Consider the following 15,156-nt stretch of genomic DNA (forward strand, 5'->3'; position numbering starts at 1 on the left):
GCCTTCTTGAGCCCCGGACATTCCCACTCGCACGGCCATCCCGACCATCATCACGATCACGATCACGATCACGATCACGATCACGATCACGCCTCCGCGCCGCCATGGCGGCGCCTGCTGGTCGCCGCCCTGCTGGTGCTGTTCGTGATCACTGCCGCCTGCCTGGTGCAGGTACGTTCGGGCGAGGCGATGGTCATCACCCGTTTCGGCAATCCGGCGCGGGTCCTGCTCGAACCCGGACTGGCCTGGCGCCTGCCGCTGCCGTTCGAGAACGCGATCCCGGTCGACCTGCGCCTGCGCACCACCTCCAGCGGCCTGCAGGATGTCGGCACCCGCGACGGCCTGCGGATCATCGTCCAGGCCTACGTGGCCTGGCAGGTGCAGGGCGATGCCGGGAATGTCCAGCGCTTCATGCGCGCGGTGCGCAACCAGCCGGACGAAGCCGCGCGGCAATTGCGCACCTTCGTCGGCTCGGCGCTGGAGACCACCGCCAGCGCCTACGACCTGGCCGACCTGGTGAACACCGAGGCGTCGCGGGTGCGCATCGGCGATTTCGAGGCGCGCCTGCGCGAGCAGATCGACAGCCAGTTGCTGGCGACCTATGGGGTCAGGGTGGTGCAGGTCGGTATCGAGCGCCTGACCTTGCCCAGCGTGACCCTCGGCGCCACTGTCGACCGCATGCGCGCCGAGCGCGAGACCATCGCCACCGAGCGTACCGCCGAGGGCCGGCGCCAGGCCGCGGAGATCCGTTCGGCGGCGGAGCGCGACGCGCGGGTGATCCAGGCCGAGGCTTCGGTGAAAGCCGCGGAGATCGAGGCCCAGGCACGGGTCGAGGCAGCGCGCATCTACGGCAAGGCCTATGCCGGCTCGCCACAGCTGTACAACCTGCTGCGCTCGCTCGACACCCTCGGCACCATCGTCAACGGCGACACCCGCCTGGTGCTGCGTACCGACGCCGCGCCGTTCCGCGTGCTGGTCGACGGGCCGCCGACGCTTCCCGCCGAAGCAGCGGCCAACGGGCGCCGGCCATGAGCGGCGATTCGCGCGAAGGGCTGCGCGGTCCCTGGCTGCAGGCCGGACGGCTGGCGTTCCTGGGGCTGTTCGCGGTGACTCTGCTGGCGGCGCTGGCCTGGGCGTTTTCCAATGTCCGCCAGGTCGGCCCGGAGAACCGCGCCGTGGTGCTGCGCCTGGGCGCGCTGGAACGCCTGGCCGGTCCCGGCCTGCTGCTGGCCTGGCCGCGGCCGCTGGAACAGGTGGTGCTGCTGCCGTCGACGGAGCAGGTGATGGAACGCCGCGTCGAGGGCCTGTTGCGCTCCGAGCAGGCGCGTCGCGCCGACCTCGACGTCAGCCTGTCCAGCGACGCGCTGGCCGGTTCCGGCTACCTGCTGACCGGCGATGCCGGGGTGGTGCAGCTGGACGTGCGGGTGTTCTACAAGGTCGACGATCCCTACGCCTACGTCCTGCAGGGCGCGCACGTGCTGCCGGCGCTGGACCGGCTGGTGGCGCGCAATGCCGTGCAGGTCTGCGCCGCGCGCGACCTGGACAGCATCCTGGTGGCGCGCCCGGAGCTGCTCGGCAACGATGCGGCGGTGGCCGAGCGCCGCGAACGCCTGCGCGGCGACCTGGTGCGGGGCATCAACCGCAGCCTGGCGGCGCTGGCCGAGGCCGGTGGCGGACTGGGCATCCAGGTGGTGCGGGTCGACGTGCAGTCGAGCCTGCCGCGCAATGCGGTGAGCGCCTTCAACGCGGTGCTGACCGCCAGCCAGCTGGCCGAGCAGAATATCGCCAAGGCGCGCACCGAGGCGGCGCGGCTGACCCAGGCCGCCACCGAGGGCGCCGACCGTACCCTGCAGGTCGCCCGCGCCGAGGCCGGCGAGCGGCTGGCCAGGGCGCGCCGCGACAGCGCCAGCATCGTCGGCCTGAGCCCGGCGCTGGGCGCCACCGATCCCGGCCTGCTCTGGCGCCTGTACCGCGAACGGGTGCCGACGATCCTCGGCAAGGCCGGCTCGGTCGACAGCGTCGATCCGCGCGACGACGGCCGCCTGATCCTGCAAGGCGGGCAACCATGAGCCGCGGACCGGAGGCGCCCTTCGCGGGCTGTGAAACAATGGACGGACAAGCGAACGTGAAACGGCTACCCTGCGTCGGCATCAACTCTCGGCATGCGCCAGCGAAGCGCCGCGCCGAGTCGAACAACCAGGCGAACGGGACGGGCAATGACGGCAGGCGGTATTCCATTCACGGGCGACGGCGCGCGGTTGTCCCGGGGCAAGGCGCTATTGTGCGGGCTGGTGTTGCTGCTGGGCAGCTCCCAGACGCTGGCGCGGCAGTTGCCAAGCGATCTGCTGGTGGGCTTCGTGGCCAGCGCGCAATACCCGGTCATCACCCTGAAGAAGCCCAGGCAGAGCCTGCTGCGCAGCGTGCTCACCCTGGGCCTGGGAAAGAAGACCGTCAGCTATCGGGTGGCGCCTTCGGTACGTATCCGCACGGCGCAGAACCTGTTCATCGTCTATGGTCGGATGCCCCAGCTCAGGGGCAGCTTCGTCGGCCTGAAGAGCGACGCCAACGGCCAGGTCAAGCAGATCTGGGAACTGACCGAAAAGGAAGCCCGCGACTACGTGCGGCGGCCGGACGCGCGCTTCCCCCAATAGCCGCCGCGGCTCGCCCCGGGAGGTGCGCATGAGCGAGCCGACCGCCCACGGCAGCCATGGCGGCTGCGCGCATCACCATCATCACTTGCCGTTCGGCGGCGGCCTGCTCAGCCGCGCCGAGCAGCGCCGCGCCGCCCGCCAGCTGAGCCTGGCGATGCTCGCCCTCGGCCTGTTGCTGCTCGGCCTGGCCTGGCGCTGGCTGGCGGCGGACCAGGCCGGGGTCAGCCAGATCCTGCTCGGCGTGGCCTCCCTGCTGGTGGCGCTGCCGGTTGCGCGCTCGGCCTGGGACAGCCTGCGCCATCCGAGCCTGCACGGCGTCACCGACCAGCTGATCGCCCTGGCCATGCTCGGCGCCTGGGCCAGTGGCGACCTGCTGACCGCCGCGCTGCTGCCGATCATCATGATCTTCGGCCACGTGCTGGAGGAGCGCAGCGTGATCGGCTCCCGGGAGGCCATCGCCGCCCTCGGCGAACTGACCCGCAGCCATGCCCGGCGGATCGAGGCCGACGGCAGCCTGAGCGAGGTGGACAACGCCAGCCTGCGTCCGGGCGACCAGGTGGAGGTGCGCGCCGGCGACCGGGTTCCGGCCGACGGTCGGGTCCTGCACGGCGAGGCCAGCCTCGACACCGCGCCGCTCACCGGCGAGTCGGTGCCACTGGAAGTGGCGCCGGGGATGGAGGTCTACGGCGGCGCGATCAATCTCGACGGCCTGCTGCGCATCGAGGTGACCCGTACCGGCGATGCCTCGACGCTGGGCAAGGTGATCGGCCTGATGCAGCAGGCCGAACGCGCCAAGCCGCCGATCACTCGCCTGCTGGAGCGCCATGCCGGGCAATACCTGCTGCTGGTGCTGATGATCGCGGCGGTCACCTGGTTCGTCACCAGCGACGCCCAGGCCATGCTCGCGGTGCTGGTCGCCGCCTGCCCCTGCGCCCTGGTGCTGTCGGCGCCGGCCACCGCCATCGCCGGCATCGCCGTGGCTGCGCGACATGGGATCCTGATCCGCAGTTCGGCGTTCCTCGAAGAACTGGCGGACCTGACCTCGCTGGTGGTCGACAAGACCGGCACCCTGACCCACGGCAGCCTGCGCCTGCAGGACCTGCGCCTGGTCGGCGCCAGCCGCGACGAGGTGCTGCGCCTGGCCGCCAGCCTCGGCGCCGCCAGCAGCCACCCGGTGAGCCGTGCGCTGGCGGCCCTGGCGGCGCATGATGCCTACCACCCGCTGAGCGATATCCGCGAACGCCAGGGATTCGGCGTGGTCGCACGAACAGAGGCGGGCGAAGCCGCCCTTGGTCGCCCCGAGCTGTTCCGGCAACTGGGCATCGATACCGGCGAGGTGCCGGCGCACGAGGGACCGATTGCCGGCATCGCCCTGGCCGGGCGCTTCCTCGGCTGGCTGTTGCTGGCCGACAGCGTGCGCGCGGAGGCCGCCGAGGCCCTGGCCGAGCTGCGTGAGCTGGGGCTGGGCCGGCAACTGTTGCTGACTGGCGATCGCCAAGCGGTAGCCGAGGCCGTGGCGCGGCAGGTGCGGGTCAGCCAGGTGGTGGCGCAGGCGTTGCCGGAGGACAAGTTGCGCCAGGTCGGCGCGGAGATCGGCAGCGGCTTCCGGCCGATGGTGGTGGGCGACGGCATCAACGATTCGCTGGCGTTGAAGGCCGGCGTGGTCGGTGTGGCGATGGGCGCCGGCGGCGCCGACATCGCCCTGGCCTCGGCGGATATCGTGCTGATCGGCAGCGACCTGCGCCGGCTCGGCACCTGCGTGCGGCTCAGCCGGCAGTGTCGGCGGACCCTGCAGGTCAACGTGGCGATCGGCCTCGGCTGGACCCTGGCGATCGTCGCCGCGGCAGCCTTCGGCCTGCTCGGCGCGGCCGGGGCGATGGTCGCGGCGCTGCTGCACAACCTCAGCACCTTGCTGGTGCTGGGCAACGCCGGACGCCTGCTGCGTTTCGAGGAGCCGCTCGGGCAGCCCCGGGCGGCGATGGTAGTAGGTGAAGAGGAGGGTACCGCGTGAGACGGGAGAAAACGCGACGCACTGGCTGGCGCTGGCTGGCCCTGGCGGTTGGCGCGCTTTCCGCGCTGAGCCTGGCCGAGGCGTCGATGGCTCGCTGGCCGGCGGGCTGGCAGGTGAGCGACCTGCCCGCCGCGCAACCCGGCCAGGCCGGCGCCGGCCAGCGCCAGCGCGCGGTCAAGCTGCAGGCCGACGGCTCCCAGGCGTTGGTGATGGAGGTGACGCGGATGCCGCTGCAGAGCGGCCAGGAGGTGAACCTGGAGAAGGTCCTCGGGCATATGCGCAAGCTGGTTCAGATCGAATTCCTGCGCAACGGCCTGCAGACCGCCTGCAGCTCGCCCGAGTCTTCCTCCACCGGTGGGCTGGCGGCGCTGGAAACCACCTGCACCGTTCGCCAGCGCGGCGCCGTGGTGATGAAGCAGACCCTGCTCGCCGCGGCCGGCAGGAACTCGGCCTACTCGCTGTCCTATGCCGGCCTGGCCGACGCCTACGATGCAAGCCAGGCGGAAATCCGCGCGGTACGGGAAAGCCTGCGCTTCGAGTGAGCGCAATCGGACGCGGCCGGGGCGGGGGACGGGAGTGTCGGCGGATAACGCCTGCGGCGTTGTTCGCCCTCAGGAGGGTTGCGTCGGCGCAGGGCGGATGACCGCTTGCGGTTATCCGCCAATGCCGGCCTCCGCCTCGCGTCTGCCGCGGGTCACTTCTTCCCGGTGTTCTGCAGGATCTGCAAGGCCTGGGTGGTGGCGGTGATGCAGCCCTTGGTATCGCCGCTGGCCTGGTCCTGCTTCGCCTTGGCTTGCAGTTCCTTGACCTCGGTGACCCGCGCGCCGGTGACCGAGGTCTTGTCGCGCACGGCGAGGATATCGTCGAGCTTCTGCAGGTTGGCGCCGCACAGGTCGGTGCTTTCGGCGGCGTGAGCGGTGCCGCCGAGCAGGGCGGCGGCGATGAGCAGGGTACGCGTGATCATGGCTGTTCTCCTGGGTGGGGCCGGATATGGCCGGACGGGGAGAGACGACGGGCTCCGCAGAGTCTTCTCCGCATGCCTTTCATCTGACCGGGGCGTCGCCGCAATGGTTCGGTCGTTCAGCCATTGCCCCAGGGTGGCGTGGACAGCGCCTGTTGCAGGTGCTGGATGAACGCCTTGACCTTCGGCGACATCGCCGCCGCCCGCGAATACATCGCATAGATGACATCGTCGAGCGGCCGCAGGCCGGGCGCGGCGTCGACCAGGCGACCGCTGCCCAGATCCTCGGCGACGATGAACAGCGGCAGCAGCGCCAGCCCCTGGCCGCGCAGGGCGGCGTCGCGCATGGCCTGGCCATTGTTGCTGTTGAAGCGCCCGCGCGGCGAGATGGCGCGCGGCTTGTCGCCGGGATAGGCGGGCTCGAAGGTCCAGACCTGGCTCGGCGAGGCGTTGTTGTAGCCCAGGCACTCGTGCTGCATGAGTTGCTCGAGGGTTTCCACGCTGCCGTGGCGTTGCGCGTAGTCCGGGCTGCAACAGACCACCCGCTGGCTGTTGGCCAGCGGCCGGGCGATCAGCGAGCTGTCATCCAGGCGAGTGACGCGGATGCTCAGGTCGTAGCCTTCCTTTTCGAAGTCGGTGAGGCGGTCGTCCATCTGCAGGACGATCTCCAGGCGCGGGTGCTGGCTCATGAAGTCGGCGATGATCGGCGACAGCCACAGGGTACCGAAGCTCATCGGGGTGACGATGCGCAGTTCGCCACACAGGTCGTTCTCGCGCAGGGCGACGATCTCCGCGGCGTTGTTGAGTTCCTGCAGCGAGGCCTTGGCGGCCTTGTAGAAGAAGTGCCCGGCCTCGGTCGGCTCGACATTGCGGGTGGTGCGGTAGAGCAGGCGCACGCCGAGGCGTTTTTCCAGATCGCTGACGCGCTTGCTGATCACCGACTTGGACAGGCTCATGCGCTCGGCCGCCGACGTCACGCTGTTGAGCTCGGCGACGTTGAGGAAGGCTTCGATGTCGTCGAAGCGCAGGCTCATGGGCAGGCTCGCAACACAGTGGCATTCGCTCGACGCATTCTCGGCTCCTCCTCGTCGGTTTCCTTTGGCCGCTCTATCCGCTTGATTTCGCAAGCTAAATCGATCCAGCCCGGAGCAAGCTTAACCAATCGAAAGGGCGTGCAGCGTTCGTTCTGAGCGAAAACGGTTTTCGCCTGGAAGCGCTATCGATACGGCCGCCAGGGCTTTTACCCTGTAGCGGCGACCGCGTCGCTCCGTGGCCGGCCAAGCCTGCCCGCCCCCGTAGGCGGCCACGGATTTTCTTTCGCCTTCTAGACTTGAGGCGGACACCGTCTTAGCCCGAGCGAGAAACCAGCATGTCGATTCGCCTGTTCGTCGCGTCGCCCCCGGCCTGTCACCCAGCGGAGGTGCGGGGCCCGGCATGGAGGGGCTGAAGCTCTACGCGCGGATGCTCTGGCGGCCGCCGCGGGAAACCCTGCTGTTCGCCCTGCGCACCGTCGTCGCCGGCCTGCTGACCCTGTACCTGGCCTTCCTGTTCGACCTGGAGCAGCCGAAGTGGGCGCTGATGACCGTGGTCATCGTCAGCCAGCCGCTGGCCGGGATGGCCTTGAAGCGCAGCTTCGCCCAGGTCCTCGGGACCTTCGCCGGGGCCGTGGTGGCGGTGCTGATCATGGCGCTGTTCGCCCAGCAGCCGTTGCCGTTCTTCATCGCCCTGAGCCTCTGGCTGGCGCTCTGTACCGCCGGCGGCACGCTGCTGCGCTACACCGATTCGCACGCCTTCGTGCTCAGCGGCTTCACCGCGGTGATCGTCGCGGTGCTGTCGATCCCCGATCCCGACAATACCTTCATGCTTGCCGTGGTGCGGGTCACCGAGACCCTGCTGGGGGTGGCCTGCGTGGCCCTGGTCAGCCTGCTCAGTGCCCGTCCGCAGGCGGTCGCCAGGGGCTACTTCGCACAGGTCGACGGGTTGCTCCGCGGCACCGCCCGGCACGCCGCGGCGGTGATCCGTGGCGACGAGGGCGATGAGTCGTTCAACCAGCGGCAGATGCAACTGGTGGGCAGCATCACCGCCCTGGACGGACTGCGCCGCCATCTGTATTTCGACGCGCCCGGCCTGCGCCGCGCCGACGGCCTGGTGCAGCTGCTGGGCAACCTGCTGGTGCTGCTCGCCTCGCGCCTGTTGCTGCTGCGCCAGCATCGCCTGCTGGTACGGGCGCATTGGGTCGGCCCGCTGCCGGCGGACATCCAGGCGCTGCTCGAGCGCGCGCTGAAGGTGCTGGATGCCCTGGCCGAACAGGGGCGGGCGGTGCCCGCCGAGGTACTGGAGGAATTTCAGGCGGTACGCCAGGCCTTCGACGCCGCGGCGGCACGCGCGGAATCCTACGACGAGGCGCTGAGCCCGGCGTTGCGTCCGCAGGTGGCGATCCTGCGCTGGGAGTATGCGCGGCTGTTCCAGCGCCTGGGCGAGGTGCTGGAACTCAACGACGCGATCCAGTCCGGCCGCCAGGCAAGCAGCTTCTATCGCCGCGGCAGGGCCCAGGCGCTGCACCTGGACTGGGCGCTGGCCTCGATGAATGCGTTGCGCGCCTTCGTCGCGCTGTCCTGCGCCGCCTGGCTGTGGATCACCAGCGCCTGGAACGGCGCCCTCAGCAGCCTGTTGCTGGTCGGCGTGATGTGCTCGCTGATGGCGACCTTCCCGCGTCCGCTGCTGGCGGCGCAGAATTTCCTGCGCGGGTTGTTGCTGGCGATCCTGATTTCGGCGGCGCTGCTGTTCGTGCTGTTGCCGGCTTGCGCCGACTTCGAATGGCTGGCGCTGTGGATGGCGCTACTGCTGTACGTGGTCGCGATCGGCCTGAGCAGCCCTCTGACCGCCGGCATCGCCATGGGCATCGGCCTGGAGACCTTGCTGATGGTGGCGCCGCAGAACATCGCGGTGTACTACAGCGACGCCTCGCAGTGGTTCGAGTTCGTCGGTGGTTTCCTGGCCGCGGCGGTCCTCGCGCTGGCGGTGTTCGCCCTGGTCTATCCGTTCCGCGCCGACCCGCGCCTGCGCCGCCTGCTGTACCTGTCGCGCCAGGACGTCGCGGAAATGTCGCGCTGCGAGGCCAGCGAGGCGCAGCGCTTCGCCTTCGAGACACGGATGATCGATCGCCTGGCGGTGATGGTCGGCCTGTTGCCGGCGAGCCAGGATGCCCGTTCGGCGGAGCGCTTCCAGTGCGCCCTGGGCTGCGTGGTGATGGGCGTGGCGCTGAACCGCCTGCGCGAGCCGTTGCGCGACGCCCGCGTGGTACCGGTCGGACTGCAACCATTGCTGCGCGAGCTGCTGGGGGAGATCGCCGCCTACGTGGCGGGTGCCGCCGGGGCGCCCGGCCAGGGGCGCGTGCAAGCCGGCCTGCGGCGCTTCGGCGAGCGCCTGGAGGCGTTGCAGGACTTGCCTGGCCGGGACGCCGCGGCGACCCGCCAGCGCTTCATCATGATCGTCGCGCTGCTGATCCTGCAGCAGTCGCTGCAGCGCTATCGGACTTTGCTGGAGGAAGACCGCGTGGAGCCGGCGGTCATCGAAGGACGGGAAGAGGAGGGCGGACATGCCCGTTGATATCGAGGTCGGCGGCGCCTACCTGCCGCCGATCGCCCAGGCGCTGTTGCTGGCCTGGCTGATCTTCCTGCTGCTCAACCCGCTGTTGCGGCGCCTCGGCGTGCTGCAGCGGGTGTGGCACGAAGCGTTGTTCCAGGGCGCGTTGTACTGCGCGATCTGCGCTGGTCTGATCCTGTGGATGGGGGGCATGTCCCGATGAATCTGTTGCAAGGCAAATGGCCGCGCCTGGCCACCCTGCTGGCGGTGCTGGTGGCGGCGGCGCTGGTGTTTCTCGCCTGGGAGCGCTACACCCGCACGCCATGGACCCGTGACGCGCGGGTCCGCGCCGATGTGGTGACACTGTCGGCGGACGTTTCCGGGCTGATCACCCGCTTGCCGCTGAGCGACAACCAGTCGGTGGAGAAGGGCGACCTGCTGCTCAGCATCGACCCGGCGCGCTATGAACTGGCGGTGCTGCGCGCCGAGCGCGCGGTGAGCGTGGCGCGGGCGGCGCTGGGCGAGTCGCGGGCGGCGATCGAGGCCAGCCAGGCCCGGTTGCGCCAGCGCCGCAGCGAGGCGCAGCGGCGCTCGGCCCTGCAGAAACGCTCGGTGCTGTCGGTGGAGGAGAACGAAAAGGCTCAGACCGACGTCAGCCTGGCCCAGGCCGAGCTGCTGAGGAACCAGGCCAGCCTCGGTCTCGCCGAGGCCAACGTGGAGCTTGCCGATGCGGCGCTGCAGCAGGCGCGCCTCGACCTCGAGCGCACCCGGGTGCGCGCGCCGGTCAGTGGCTACGTGACCAATCTGCAGACCCGCGAAGGCGACTATGCCCACGCCGGGGTGCCCCTGCTGGCGCTGGTGGATCGCGATTCGTTCTATGTCAGCGGCTACTTCGAGGAGACCAAGCTGCCGGGGATCCGCATAGGCAGCCGGGCGCGGGTCGAACTGATGAGCGGCGAGCGCTTCGAGGGCCATGTGCAGAGCATCGCCCACGCCATCACCGACCGGGAGAACGCCGAGGGATCGCGCCTGCTGGCGAACATCAACCCGAGCTACACCTGGGTCAAGCTGGCCCAGCGGATTCCCGTACGCATCGCCATCGACCCCGCCTACTTGCAGCGCAACACGCTGCGCGCCGGGGTGACCGCGAGCATCCGCGTGTTTCCCGCGCAAGGCGCCGCCGGAGAGGACGCCGGGGCGCCGGAGACCGTCGCGCGGCCCTGAGTCAGGCCCGGCGGGTCAGTCGTCCCTGGCTATGCGACAGGGGCTAGGGCTGTTCGCGGATGATCTCCGCCAGTTGCAGGATCAGTCGTTCGTCCGCCTGGTTGCCGGCCTGCCGGCGGAATTGCCTGGCCTCCTCCCGGGCGCGCTGGAAGGCCGCGTCGACGCTGGCCTGGCCATGGCTGTCGCGGATCCACAGGTAGAGGCCGACGATCAGGCTCTGCAGGGTGGCGAGGTCGCTGCTCTGGGCGTTCAGCGCATCGATGAGCTGTTGTCTGGTAAATGCTTGCATGGATGATCTCCGTTGATTGGGCGCAGCAAGGCGCGTTTCTTCCCGGCGGACGCCGGGGCTCGGAGCATGTTGAAAGTGCGAAGAGGCTGGCCAGCTTCCGCTAAGTACCTCAAATGATTAAGGAATTTTCTGACTCGCGGTCGCCGGTCGGCGCCCGTCGCCAGCCGGTGCGCTCCCGCCATTCATCGAATCGTCATGAAACTGCCATGAGGGCGCGCCTAGCATTCGCGGTATTTTCGGCAGGACGTGGAGAGCACCGCATGGACTCCTATGGCGATACCTCGGGCCGACTCGGCCGTGACTGGCTCGATCGGCACGACGAGGAACTGGAGCAGGAGCTGCTCGACGACGAGCTGAACCTGGACGAGCTGTTCGGCCCGAGCAGGAGGACGCGCCCGGCGAACTCGGCCGGCGCCGCTACTTTCGCGAGCTGTTCCGCCTGCAGCGGGAGCTGGTGAAGCTGCAGAACTGGGTGGTGCATACCGGCCACAAGGTGGTGATTCTCTTCGAGGGCCGCGACGCGGCAGGCAAGGGCGGGGTGATCAAGCGCATCACCCAGCGCCTCAACCCGCGTGTCTGCCGGGTCGCCGCGCTGCCCGCGCCGAACGACCGCGAGCGGACCCAGTGGTACTTCCAGCGCTACGTCTCGCACCTGCCGGCTGGCGGCGAGATCGTCCTGTTCGACCGCAGCTGGTACAACCGCGCCGGGGTCGAGCGGGTCATGGGTTTCTGCAACGACGAGCAGTACGAGGAGTTCTTCCGCAGCGTGCCGGAGTTCGAGAAGATGCTGGCGCGCTCGGGCATCCAGCTGCTCAAGTACTGGTTCTCGATCTCCGACGCCGAGCAGCACCTGCGCTTCCTCAGCCGCATCCACGATCCGCTCAAGCAATGGAAGCTCAGCCCGATGGACCTCGAGTCGCGGCGGCGCTGGGAGGCCTACACCAAGGCCAAGGAAACCATGCTCGAGCGTACCCACATCCCCGAGGCGCCATGGTGGGTGGTGCAGGCCGACGACAAGAAGCGTGCGCGGCTGAACTGCATCCACCACCTGTTGCAGCAGATGCCCTACCGGGAAGTTCCGCAGCCGCCGGTGCACCTGCCGGAGCGCCTGCGCCATGCCGATTACGTCAGGCATCCGACGCCCGGCGAGATCATCATCCCGGAAGTCTACTGAGCCTCGCGGCACCGCGTGCTTCGCCCACCGGGTCGTCCCTTGTTCCTCCGGCCCGCGCCTGGGATGGGCACTGCCGCCTAGACCGCGCGAGCGCTTAAATTTCCGCCGCCACATGACGTTCCTCTGAGAACAACTCCGTGTCTCGAGTCCGATCATGCCCCTGTTGAATTCCCTGACTGTATTGCCGTTGCCTGGCGGGCAGCGTTTGAGTGGTGACGAAACCGATAGCCGGCTCAGCCTCGGCCTGGATGGTGCGTTGCTGTTGCGCCTGCGCCTGGAGCGCACGGACACGGAAATACGGCTGGCGTTGGAGGAACTTCCCGGCGGCGATGCCGAACATGCGTTGTGGGCCGCCAGCTACTGGTTGTTCGCGCGCGACCCGGAATGCCAGCGGCTCGTCTGGTCGCTGCCCTGGGCGCCGGAAAAGTCCCTGGCGAACGGTATGCTGGCCGGCGCCGCCGAAGCTGGCACCTATGTCTGCGAGAGGGGTCGGTTCTGGCAGTTGCCGTGGCCCTGGCTGCCGCTTGCCCAGTCGTGCTATCCCCAGTCGATGGCGCTTACCGATGGAAAGCGTCATCCGCTGCGCCGGCCGAAGCCCAGGGGAGAGGTCTACCGGCGCTTCGATGCGCGATTGGAGTGCTGGGTATCCTTGCGTACCGTGGACATCGAGAGGGACCTGGAACGTTTCCATCGCTGGCAGAACTCGCCCAGGGTGGCGGAGTTCTGGCAGGAAGATGGAAGCCTGGAACAGCATCGCGAGCGTTTGCGCCAGCTCGAAGCCGATCCTCACGCGCTGGGGCTCATCGGCTGCTTCGATGATGAGCCCTTCGCCTATTTCGAGGCCTACTGGGCGAAGGAGGATCGCATCGCGCCGTTCTACGCGGCCGACGACTACGACCGCGGGATCCACATGCTGGTCGGCGAGGAAGCCCACCGGGGGCCGCACAAGGTCGCCTGCTGGCTGTCGGCGCTGGTCCACTACCTGTTTCTCGACGACCCGCGCTCGCAGCGGGTGGTGGCGGAGCCGCGCGCGGACAACGCGCGGATGATCGGCCACATGCACAACCTGTGCTTTCACTGCGAGAAGGAATTCGATTTTCCGCACAAGCGAGCGGCGCTGATGATCATCGGTCGCGAACGGTTCTTCGAGCGCTGTCGCCTGGCCTGAACGGGGCGGCAGGAGGAAGGGCGGGGCGTCTGGCGGACGCCAATGGAAACGGGCAGGCGCAATGCCTGCCCCGTGTCTCAGCGCCGGGCGCTCAGGCTCGCCAGGTTGTCGCCCTGGCGCTCGGCGGTGACCTTGCGGCAATGCACCAGGGCGTCGCGGATCATGAAGTTGACCAGGGTCGGCGAGACTCCCAGTTCCTTGGCGATGTCCTTCTGCGGCACGCCGTGCAAGCGGTACATCTCGAAGGCGTAGCGGGTGCGCCCGGGCAGCTCGGTGAGGGCGTCGGCGATGTGTTCGAGCGTCGCGTAGTTGATGTGCGAGGCTTCCGGAGAGGCGCCCTGGATCACCACGTTCAGACCTTCCTCTTCCGGTCCTGAATACTTCTGCTCGAGCGCCTGCTTGCGGTAGTGGTCGATGGCCAGGTTGCGGACGATCTGGAACAGGTAGCTGAGCTGTGCCTTGAACGACGAAGTGATCTGCGGCGCCGACTGGAGCCTGAAGAACGCATCCTGGACCACATCCTCGGCTCGTGAGCGGCAACCGGTAATGCGGGCGGCGATCTTCACCAGGATCGTGCGGTTGTCGACGAAGGCCTGGAGGAGCGGGGTATCGCATCTGCGGGTAGACAGTTGTTCCGACATGGAAATCACCTTGCTGCGGAGGGGGCTGCAGAGCACTGGCGGTGGGGCGAACCCACACATGGCGCAACAAATTATGTTGAATGATAATGATTGTCAATTACGAAGAAATAACCAATCTCACCTTAATTCGTGAATATTCCCTGGGCTGGCAAATGGCCGCGGTGAATGACGGGGAGAAGCAATTATTCGGTGCGCCAGCAGGATGGCCGCGCCAATGTTGCAGTCGTGCGTTGAAGACGAATTTTTTTTAATAATCTTTAGGAATCAGCCAGTTGGAAAATGGCCTTGGCGCGGGGCGGATCGTTCACGGCGACTCCTTCGCGCCGGCCGCCAAGGCCCGCCCGGCTGCTTTCGTGACGGGTCGGAGCGGCTCGGGCTGTGCGCCGATGAGTGCCTGGCGAGCGGCACAACCCCTCAGAATGAATAGGGTGGCGCCTCTCTCCGTGGATTGCCCGTGGATTGCGGTCACATGCGCTAATTATTTGCCGTCGTTATCCGTTCCCCTCTGAGACAGCGCGGGCAGGTGCCCGGCGCGCCAGCGTGCGCAGCAGGAGACGGAAATGCCGAACGATCAGCGGGAAACCTCGGGCCCCGGCGCAAGCCTTGGCGGCAGCGCCGCACGGGAGGGCTGAGGTGAGTCCGAGCGCTTCCCTGCAACTCTTCTGCCTGCCTTATTCGGGTGCCAGCGCCGTTCTCTACAACCGTTGGCAGAGCCGGCTGCCGGCCTGGATCCGCCTGCAGCCGCTGGAGCTGCCGGGGCGCGGCCTGCGCTTCGCCGAAGCCTTGCACAACGACGCCGCCAGCCTGGTCGCGCAATTGGCTGGCGAGCTGCCGGGGCTGTTCGAAAACGCCACTCCCTACGCTTTCTTCGGCCACAGCCTGGGCGGCCTGCTGGCCTTCGAGCTGGCCCATGCCATGCGCCGGCGAGGCCTGGAAGAACCGCTGGCGCTGTTCCTTTCCGGCGTCAGCGCGCCCGCCGAGAACGATCTCAGCGGCTACCGGCGAGCCAGGGAAGACGCCGAGCTGGTCGCCGCGCTGCGTGACTACCGGGGCACCCCGGAGGCGGTCTTCAACGATCCGTCGCTGATGCAGATGCTGCTGCCGGTGGTGCGCGCCGACTTCCTCGTCACCGGCAGCTACCGCTACCAGCCCCGCGCGCCACTGGCGTCGGCGCTGCACGTGTTCGGCGGACGCGAGGACCACCTGCGCAGTGCCGAGCTGCTCGGCTGGCTGCGCGAAGCGGGTGGCGAGTTCAGCCTCGACCTGCTCGACGGCCAGCACTTTTTCATCCGCGAGCAGGAAGCGCAGTTGCTGCGCCACCTGCGTCGCTACGCCGGGCAGCACCTGCTGCGCTGGCGCCAGGAGCGGGTGCGCGAAAGCCTGCGCGCCGCCAGTTGAAACGGACCCGTCGCAGGAGCGCCGTCATGGCGGCGCTTCCTTGCCGGCTTCCCA

14 protein-coding genes and 1 pseudogene are annotated in these 15,156 nt (G+C 68.6%); 11 read left to right on the forward strand and 4 right to left on the reverse strand.

The genetic code is table 11. The features are described 5' to 3' along the window. Positions 1-6: 6 nt before the first annotated feature. From hflC to B7D75_RS13000, 5 genes are all read left to right on the forward strand, one after another. On the forward strand, positions 7-1,032 hold the full coding sequence (gene hflC, locus B7D75_RS12980; protein ID WP_107114081.1) for a protease modulator HflC: 1,026 nt from the start codon (positions 7-9) through the stop codon (positions 1,030-1,032). Continuing rightward, the gene (hflK, locus tag B7D75_RS12985; RefSeq protein ID WP_043103213.1) at positions 1,029-2,069 is read left to right on the forward strand and encodes a protease modulator HflK; all 1,041 of its coding nucleotides are present in this window, start codon (positions 1,029-1,031) and stop codon (positions 2,067-2,069) included. The genes hflC and hflK overlap by 4 nt, the downstream gene beginning before the upstream one ends. A gap of 147 nt (positions 2,070-2,216) precedes the next feature. After that, the gene (locus B7D75_RS12990) at positions 2,217-2,651 is read left to right on the forward strand and encodes a hypothetical protein (protein WP_012075630.1); all 435 of its coding nucleotides are present in this window, start codon (positions 2,217-2,219) and stop codon (positions 2,649-2,651) included. 28 nt (positions 2,652-2,679) lie between these two features. Continuing rightward, on the forward strand, positions 2,680-4,662 hold the full coding sequence (locus tag B7D75_RS12995; protein ID WP_033999440.1) for a heavy metal translocating P-type ATPase: 1,983 nt from the start codon (positions 2,680-2,682) through the stop codon (positions 4,660-4,662). Beyond that, the gene (locus tag B7D75_RS13000) at positions 4,659-5,204 is read left to right on the forward strand and encodes a DUF4946 domain-containing protein (protein ID WP_034080614.1); all 546 of its coding nucleotides are present in this window, start codon (positions 4,659-4,661) and stop codon (positions 5,202-5,204) included. Before B7D75_RS12995 ends, B7D75_RS13000 begins: the two co-directional genes overlap by 4 nt. 152 nt (positions 5,205-5,356) lie before the next feature. On the opposite strand, the gene B7D75_RS13005 is transcribed toward B7D75_RS13000, so the two are convergent. Next, positions 5,357-5,626, reverse strand: coding sequence for a hypothetical protein (locus tag B7D75_RS13005; RefSeq protein WP_003156891.1), 270 nt, complete (start codon positions 5,624-5,626; stop codon positions 5,357-5,359). 116 nt (positions 5,627-5,742) lie between these two features. After that, a complete protein-coding gene (locus B7D75_RS13010) occupies positions 5,743-6,657 on the reverse strand; it encodes a LysR family transcriptional regulator (RefSeq protein WP_003156892.1) in 915 nt (304 codons plus the stop codon). A 400-nt stretch (positions 6,658-7,057) separates the two neighbouring features. Here B7D75_RS13010 and B7D75_RS13020 point away from each other — a divergent pair, with 400 nt between their 5' ends. The 3 genes from B7D75_RS13020 to B7D75_RS13030 are packed head-to-tail and all read left to right on the forward strand — an operon-like array spanning position 7,058 to position 10,432. Beyond that, a complete protein-coding gene (locus B7D75_RS13020; protein WP_107114082.1) occupies positions 7,058-9,232 on the forward strand; it encodes an FUSC family protein in 2,175 nt (724 codons plus the stop codon). Continuing rightward, positions 9,222-9,431 (forward strand): DUF1656 domain-containing protein, encoded by a 210-nt coding sequence (locus tag B7D75_RS13025; RefSeq protein ID WP_034080617.1) that lies wholly within the window; start codon positions 9,222-9,224, stop codon positions 9,429-9,431. Before B7D75_RS13020 ends, B7D75_RS13025 begins: the two co-directional genes overlap by 11 nt. After that, positions 9,428-10,432, forward strand: a complete 1,005-nt coding sequence (locus tag B7D75_RS13030; protein ID WP_034080618.1) for an HlyD family efflux transporter periplasmic adaptor subunit — start codon at positions 9,428-9,430, stop codon at positions 10,430-10,432. The genes B7D75_RS13025 and B7D75_RS13030 overlap by 4 nt, the downstream gene beginning before the upstream one ends. Before the next feature lie 43 nt (positions 10,433-10,475). Here the strand turns inward: B7D75_RS13030 and B7D75_RS13035 are convergent, their stop codons facing one another. Further along, a complete protein-coding gene (locus B7D75_RS13035) occupies positions 10,476-10,721 on the reverse strand; it encodes a hypothetical protein (protein WP_034080619.1) in 246 nt (81 codons plus the stop codon). A 260-nt stretch (positions 10,722-10,981) separates the two neighbouring features. Between B7D75_RS13035 and ppk2 the strand changes: the two are divergent. Then, positions 10,982-11,895, forward strand: a pseudogene (gene ppk2, locus B7D75_RS13040) (polyphosphate kinase 2). Positions 11,896-12,049: 154 nt separating this feature from the next. Further along, a complete protein-coding gene (locus B7D75_RS13045) occupies positions 12,050-13,063 on the forward strand; it encodes a GNAT family N-acetyltransferase (RefSeq protein WP_034080621.1) in 1,014 nt (337 codons plus the stop codon). 77 nt (positions 13,064-13,140) lie between these two features. Here the strand turns inward: B7D75_RS13045 and pvdS are convergent, their stop codons facing one another. Next, a complete protein-coding gene (pvdS, locus tag B7D75_RS13050; protein WP_003156700.1) occupies positions 13,141-13,704 on the reverse strand; it encodes a pyoverdine signaling pathway sigma factor PvdS in 564 nt (187 codons plus the stop codon). Positions 13,705-14,337: 633 nt separating this feature from the next. On the opposite strand from pvdS, the gene B7D75_RS13055 reads away from it, so the two are divergent. Then, positions 14,338-15,102 carry a thioesterase II family protein gene (locus B7D75_RS13055; RefSeq protein WP_107114083.1) on the forward strand — a complete coding sequence of 255 codons (765 nt, stop codon included), beginning with the start codon at positions 14,338-14,340 and terminating at the stop codon, positions 15,100-15,102. Positions 15,103-15,156 lie beyond the last annotated feature (54 nt).

This window comes from Pseudomonas paraeruginosa (assembly GCF_003025345.2).
Lineage (GTDB): Bacteria > Pseudomonadota > Gammaproteobacteria > Pseudomonadales > Pseudomonadaceae > Pseudomonas > Pseudomonas paraeruginosa.

Coding starts and splice junctions, on each gene's coding strand:
- hflK (WP_043103213.1), top strand. CDS start 1,029: ATGAGCGGCGATTCGCGCGAAGGGCTGCGCGGTCCCTGGCTGCAGGCC.
- B7D75_RS12990 (WP_012075630.1), top strand. CDS start 2,217: ATGACGGCAGGCGGTATTCCATTCACGGGCGACGGCGCGCGGTTGTCC.
- B7D75_RS12995 (WP_033999440.1), top strand. CDS start 2,680: ATGAGCGAGCCGACCGCCCACGGCAGCCATGGCGGCTGCGCGCATCAC.
- B7D75_RS13005 (WP_003156891.1), bottom strand. CDS start 5,626: ATGATCACGCGTACCCTGCTCATCGCCGCCGCCCTGCTCGGCGGCACC.
- B7D75_RS13010 (WP_003156892.1), bottom strand. CDS start 6,657: ATGAGCCTGCGCTTCGACGACATCGAAGCCTTCCTCAACGTCGCCGAG.
- B7D75_RS13020 (WP_107114082.1), top strand. CDS start 7,058: ATGGAGGGGCTGAAGCTCTACGCGCGGATGCTCTGGCGGCCGCCGCGG.
- B7D75_RS13025 (WP_034080617.1), top strand. CDS start 9,222: ATGCCCGTTGATATCGAGGTCGGCGGCGCCTACCTGCCGCCGATCGCC.
- B7D75_RS13030 (WP_034080618.1), top strand. CDS start 9,428: ATGAATCTGTTGCAAGGCAAATGGCCGCGCCTGGCCACCCTGCTGGCG.
- B7D75_RS13035 (WP_034080619.1), bottom strand. CDS start 10,721: ATGCAAGCATTTACCAGACAACAGCTCATCGATGCGCTGAACGCCCAG.
- B7D75_RS13045 (WP_034080621.1), top strand. CDS start 12,050: ATGCCCCTGTTGAATTCCCTGACTGTATTGCCGTTGCCTGGCGGGCAG.
- pvdS (WP_003156700.1), bottom strand. CDS start 13,704: ATGTCGGAACAACTGTCTACCCGCAGATGCGATACCCCGCTCCTCCAG.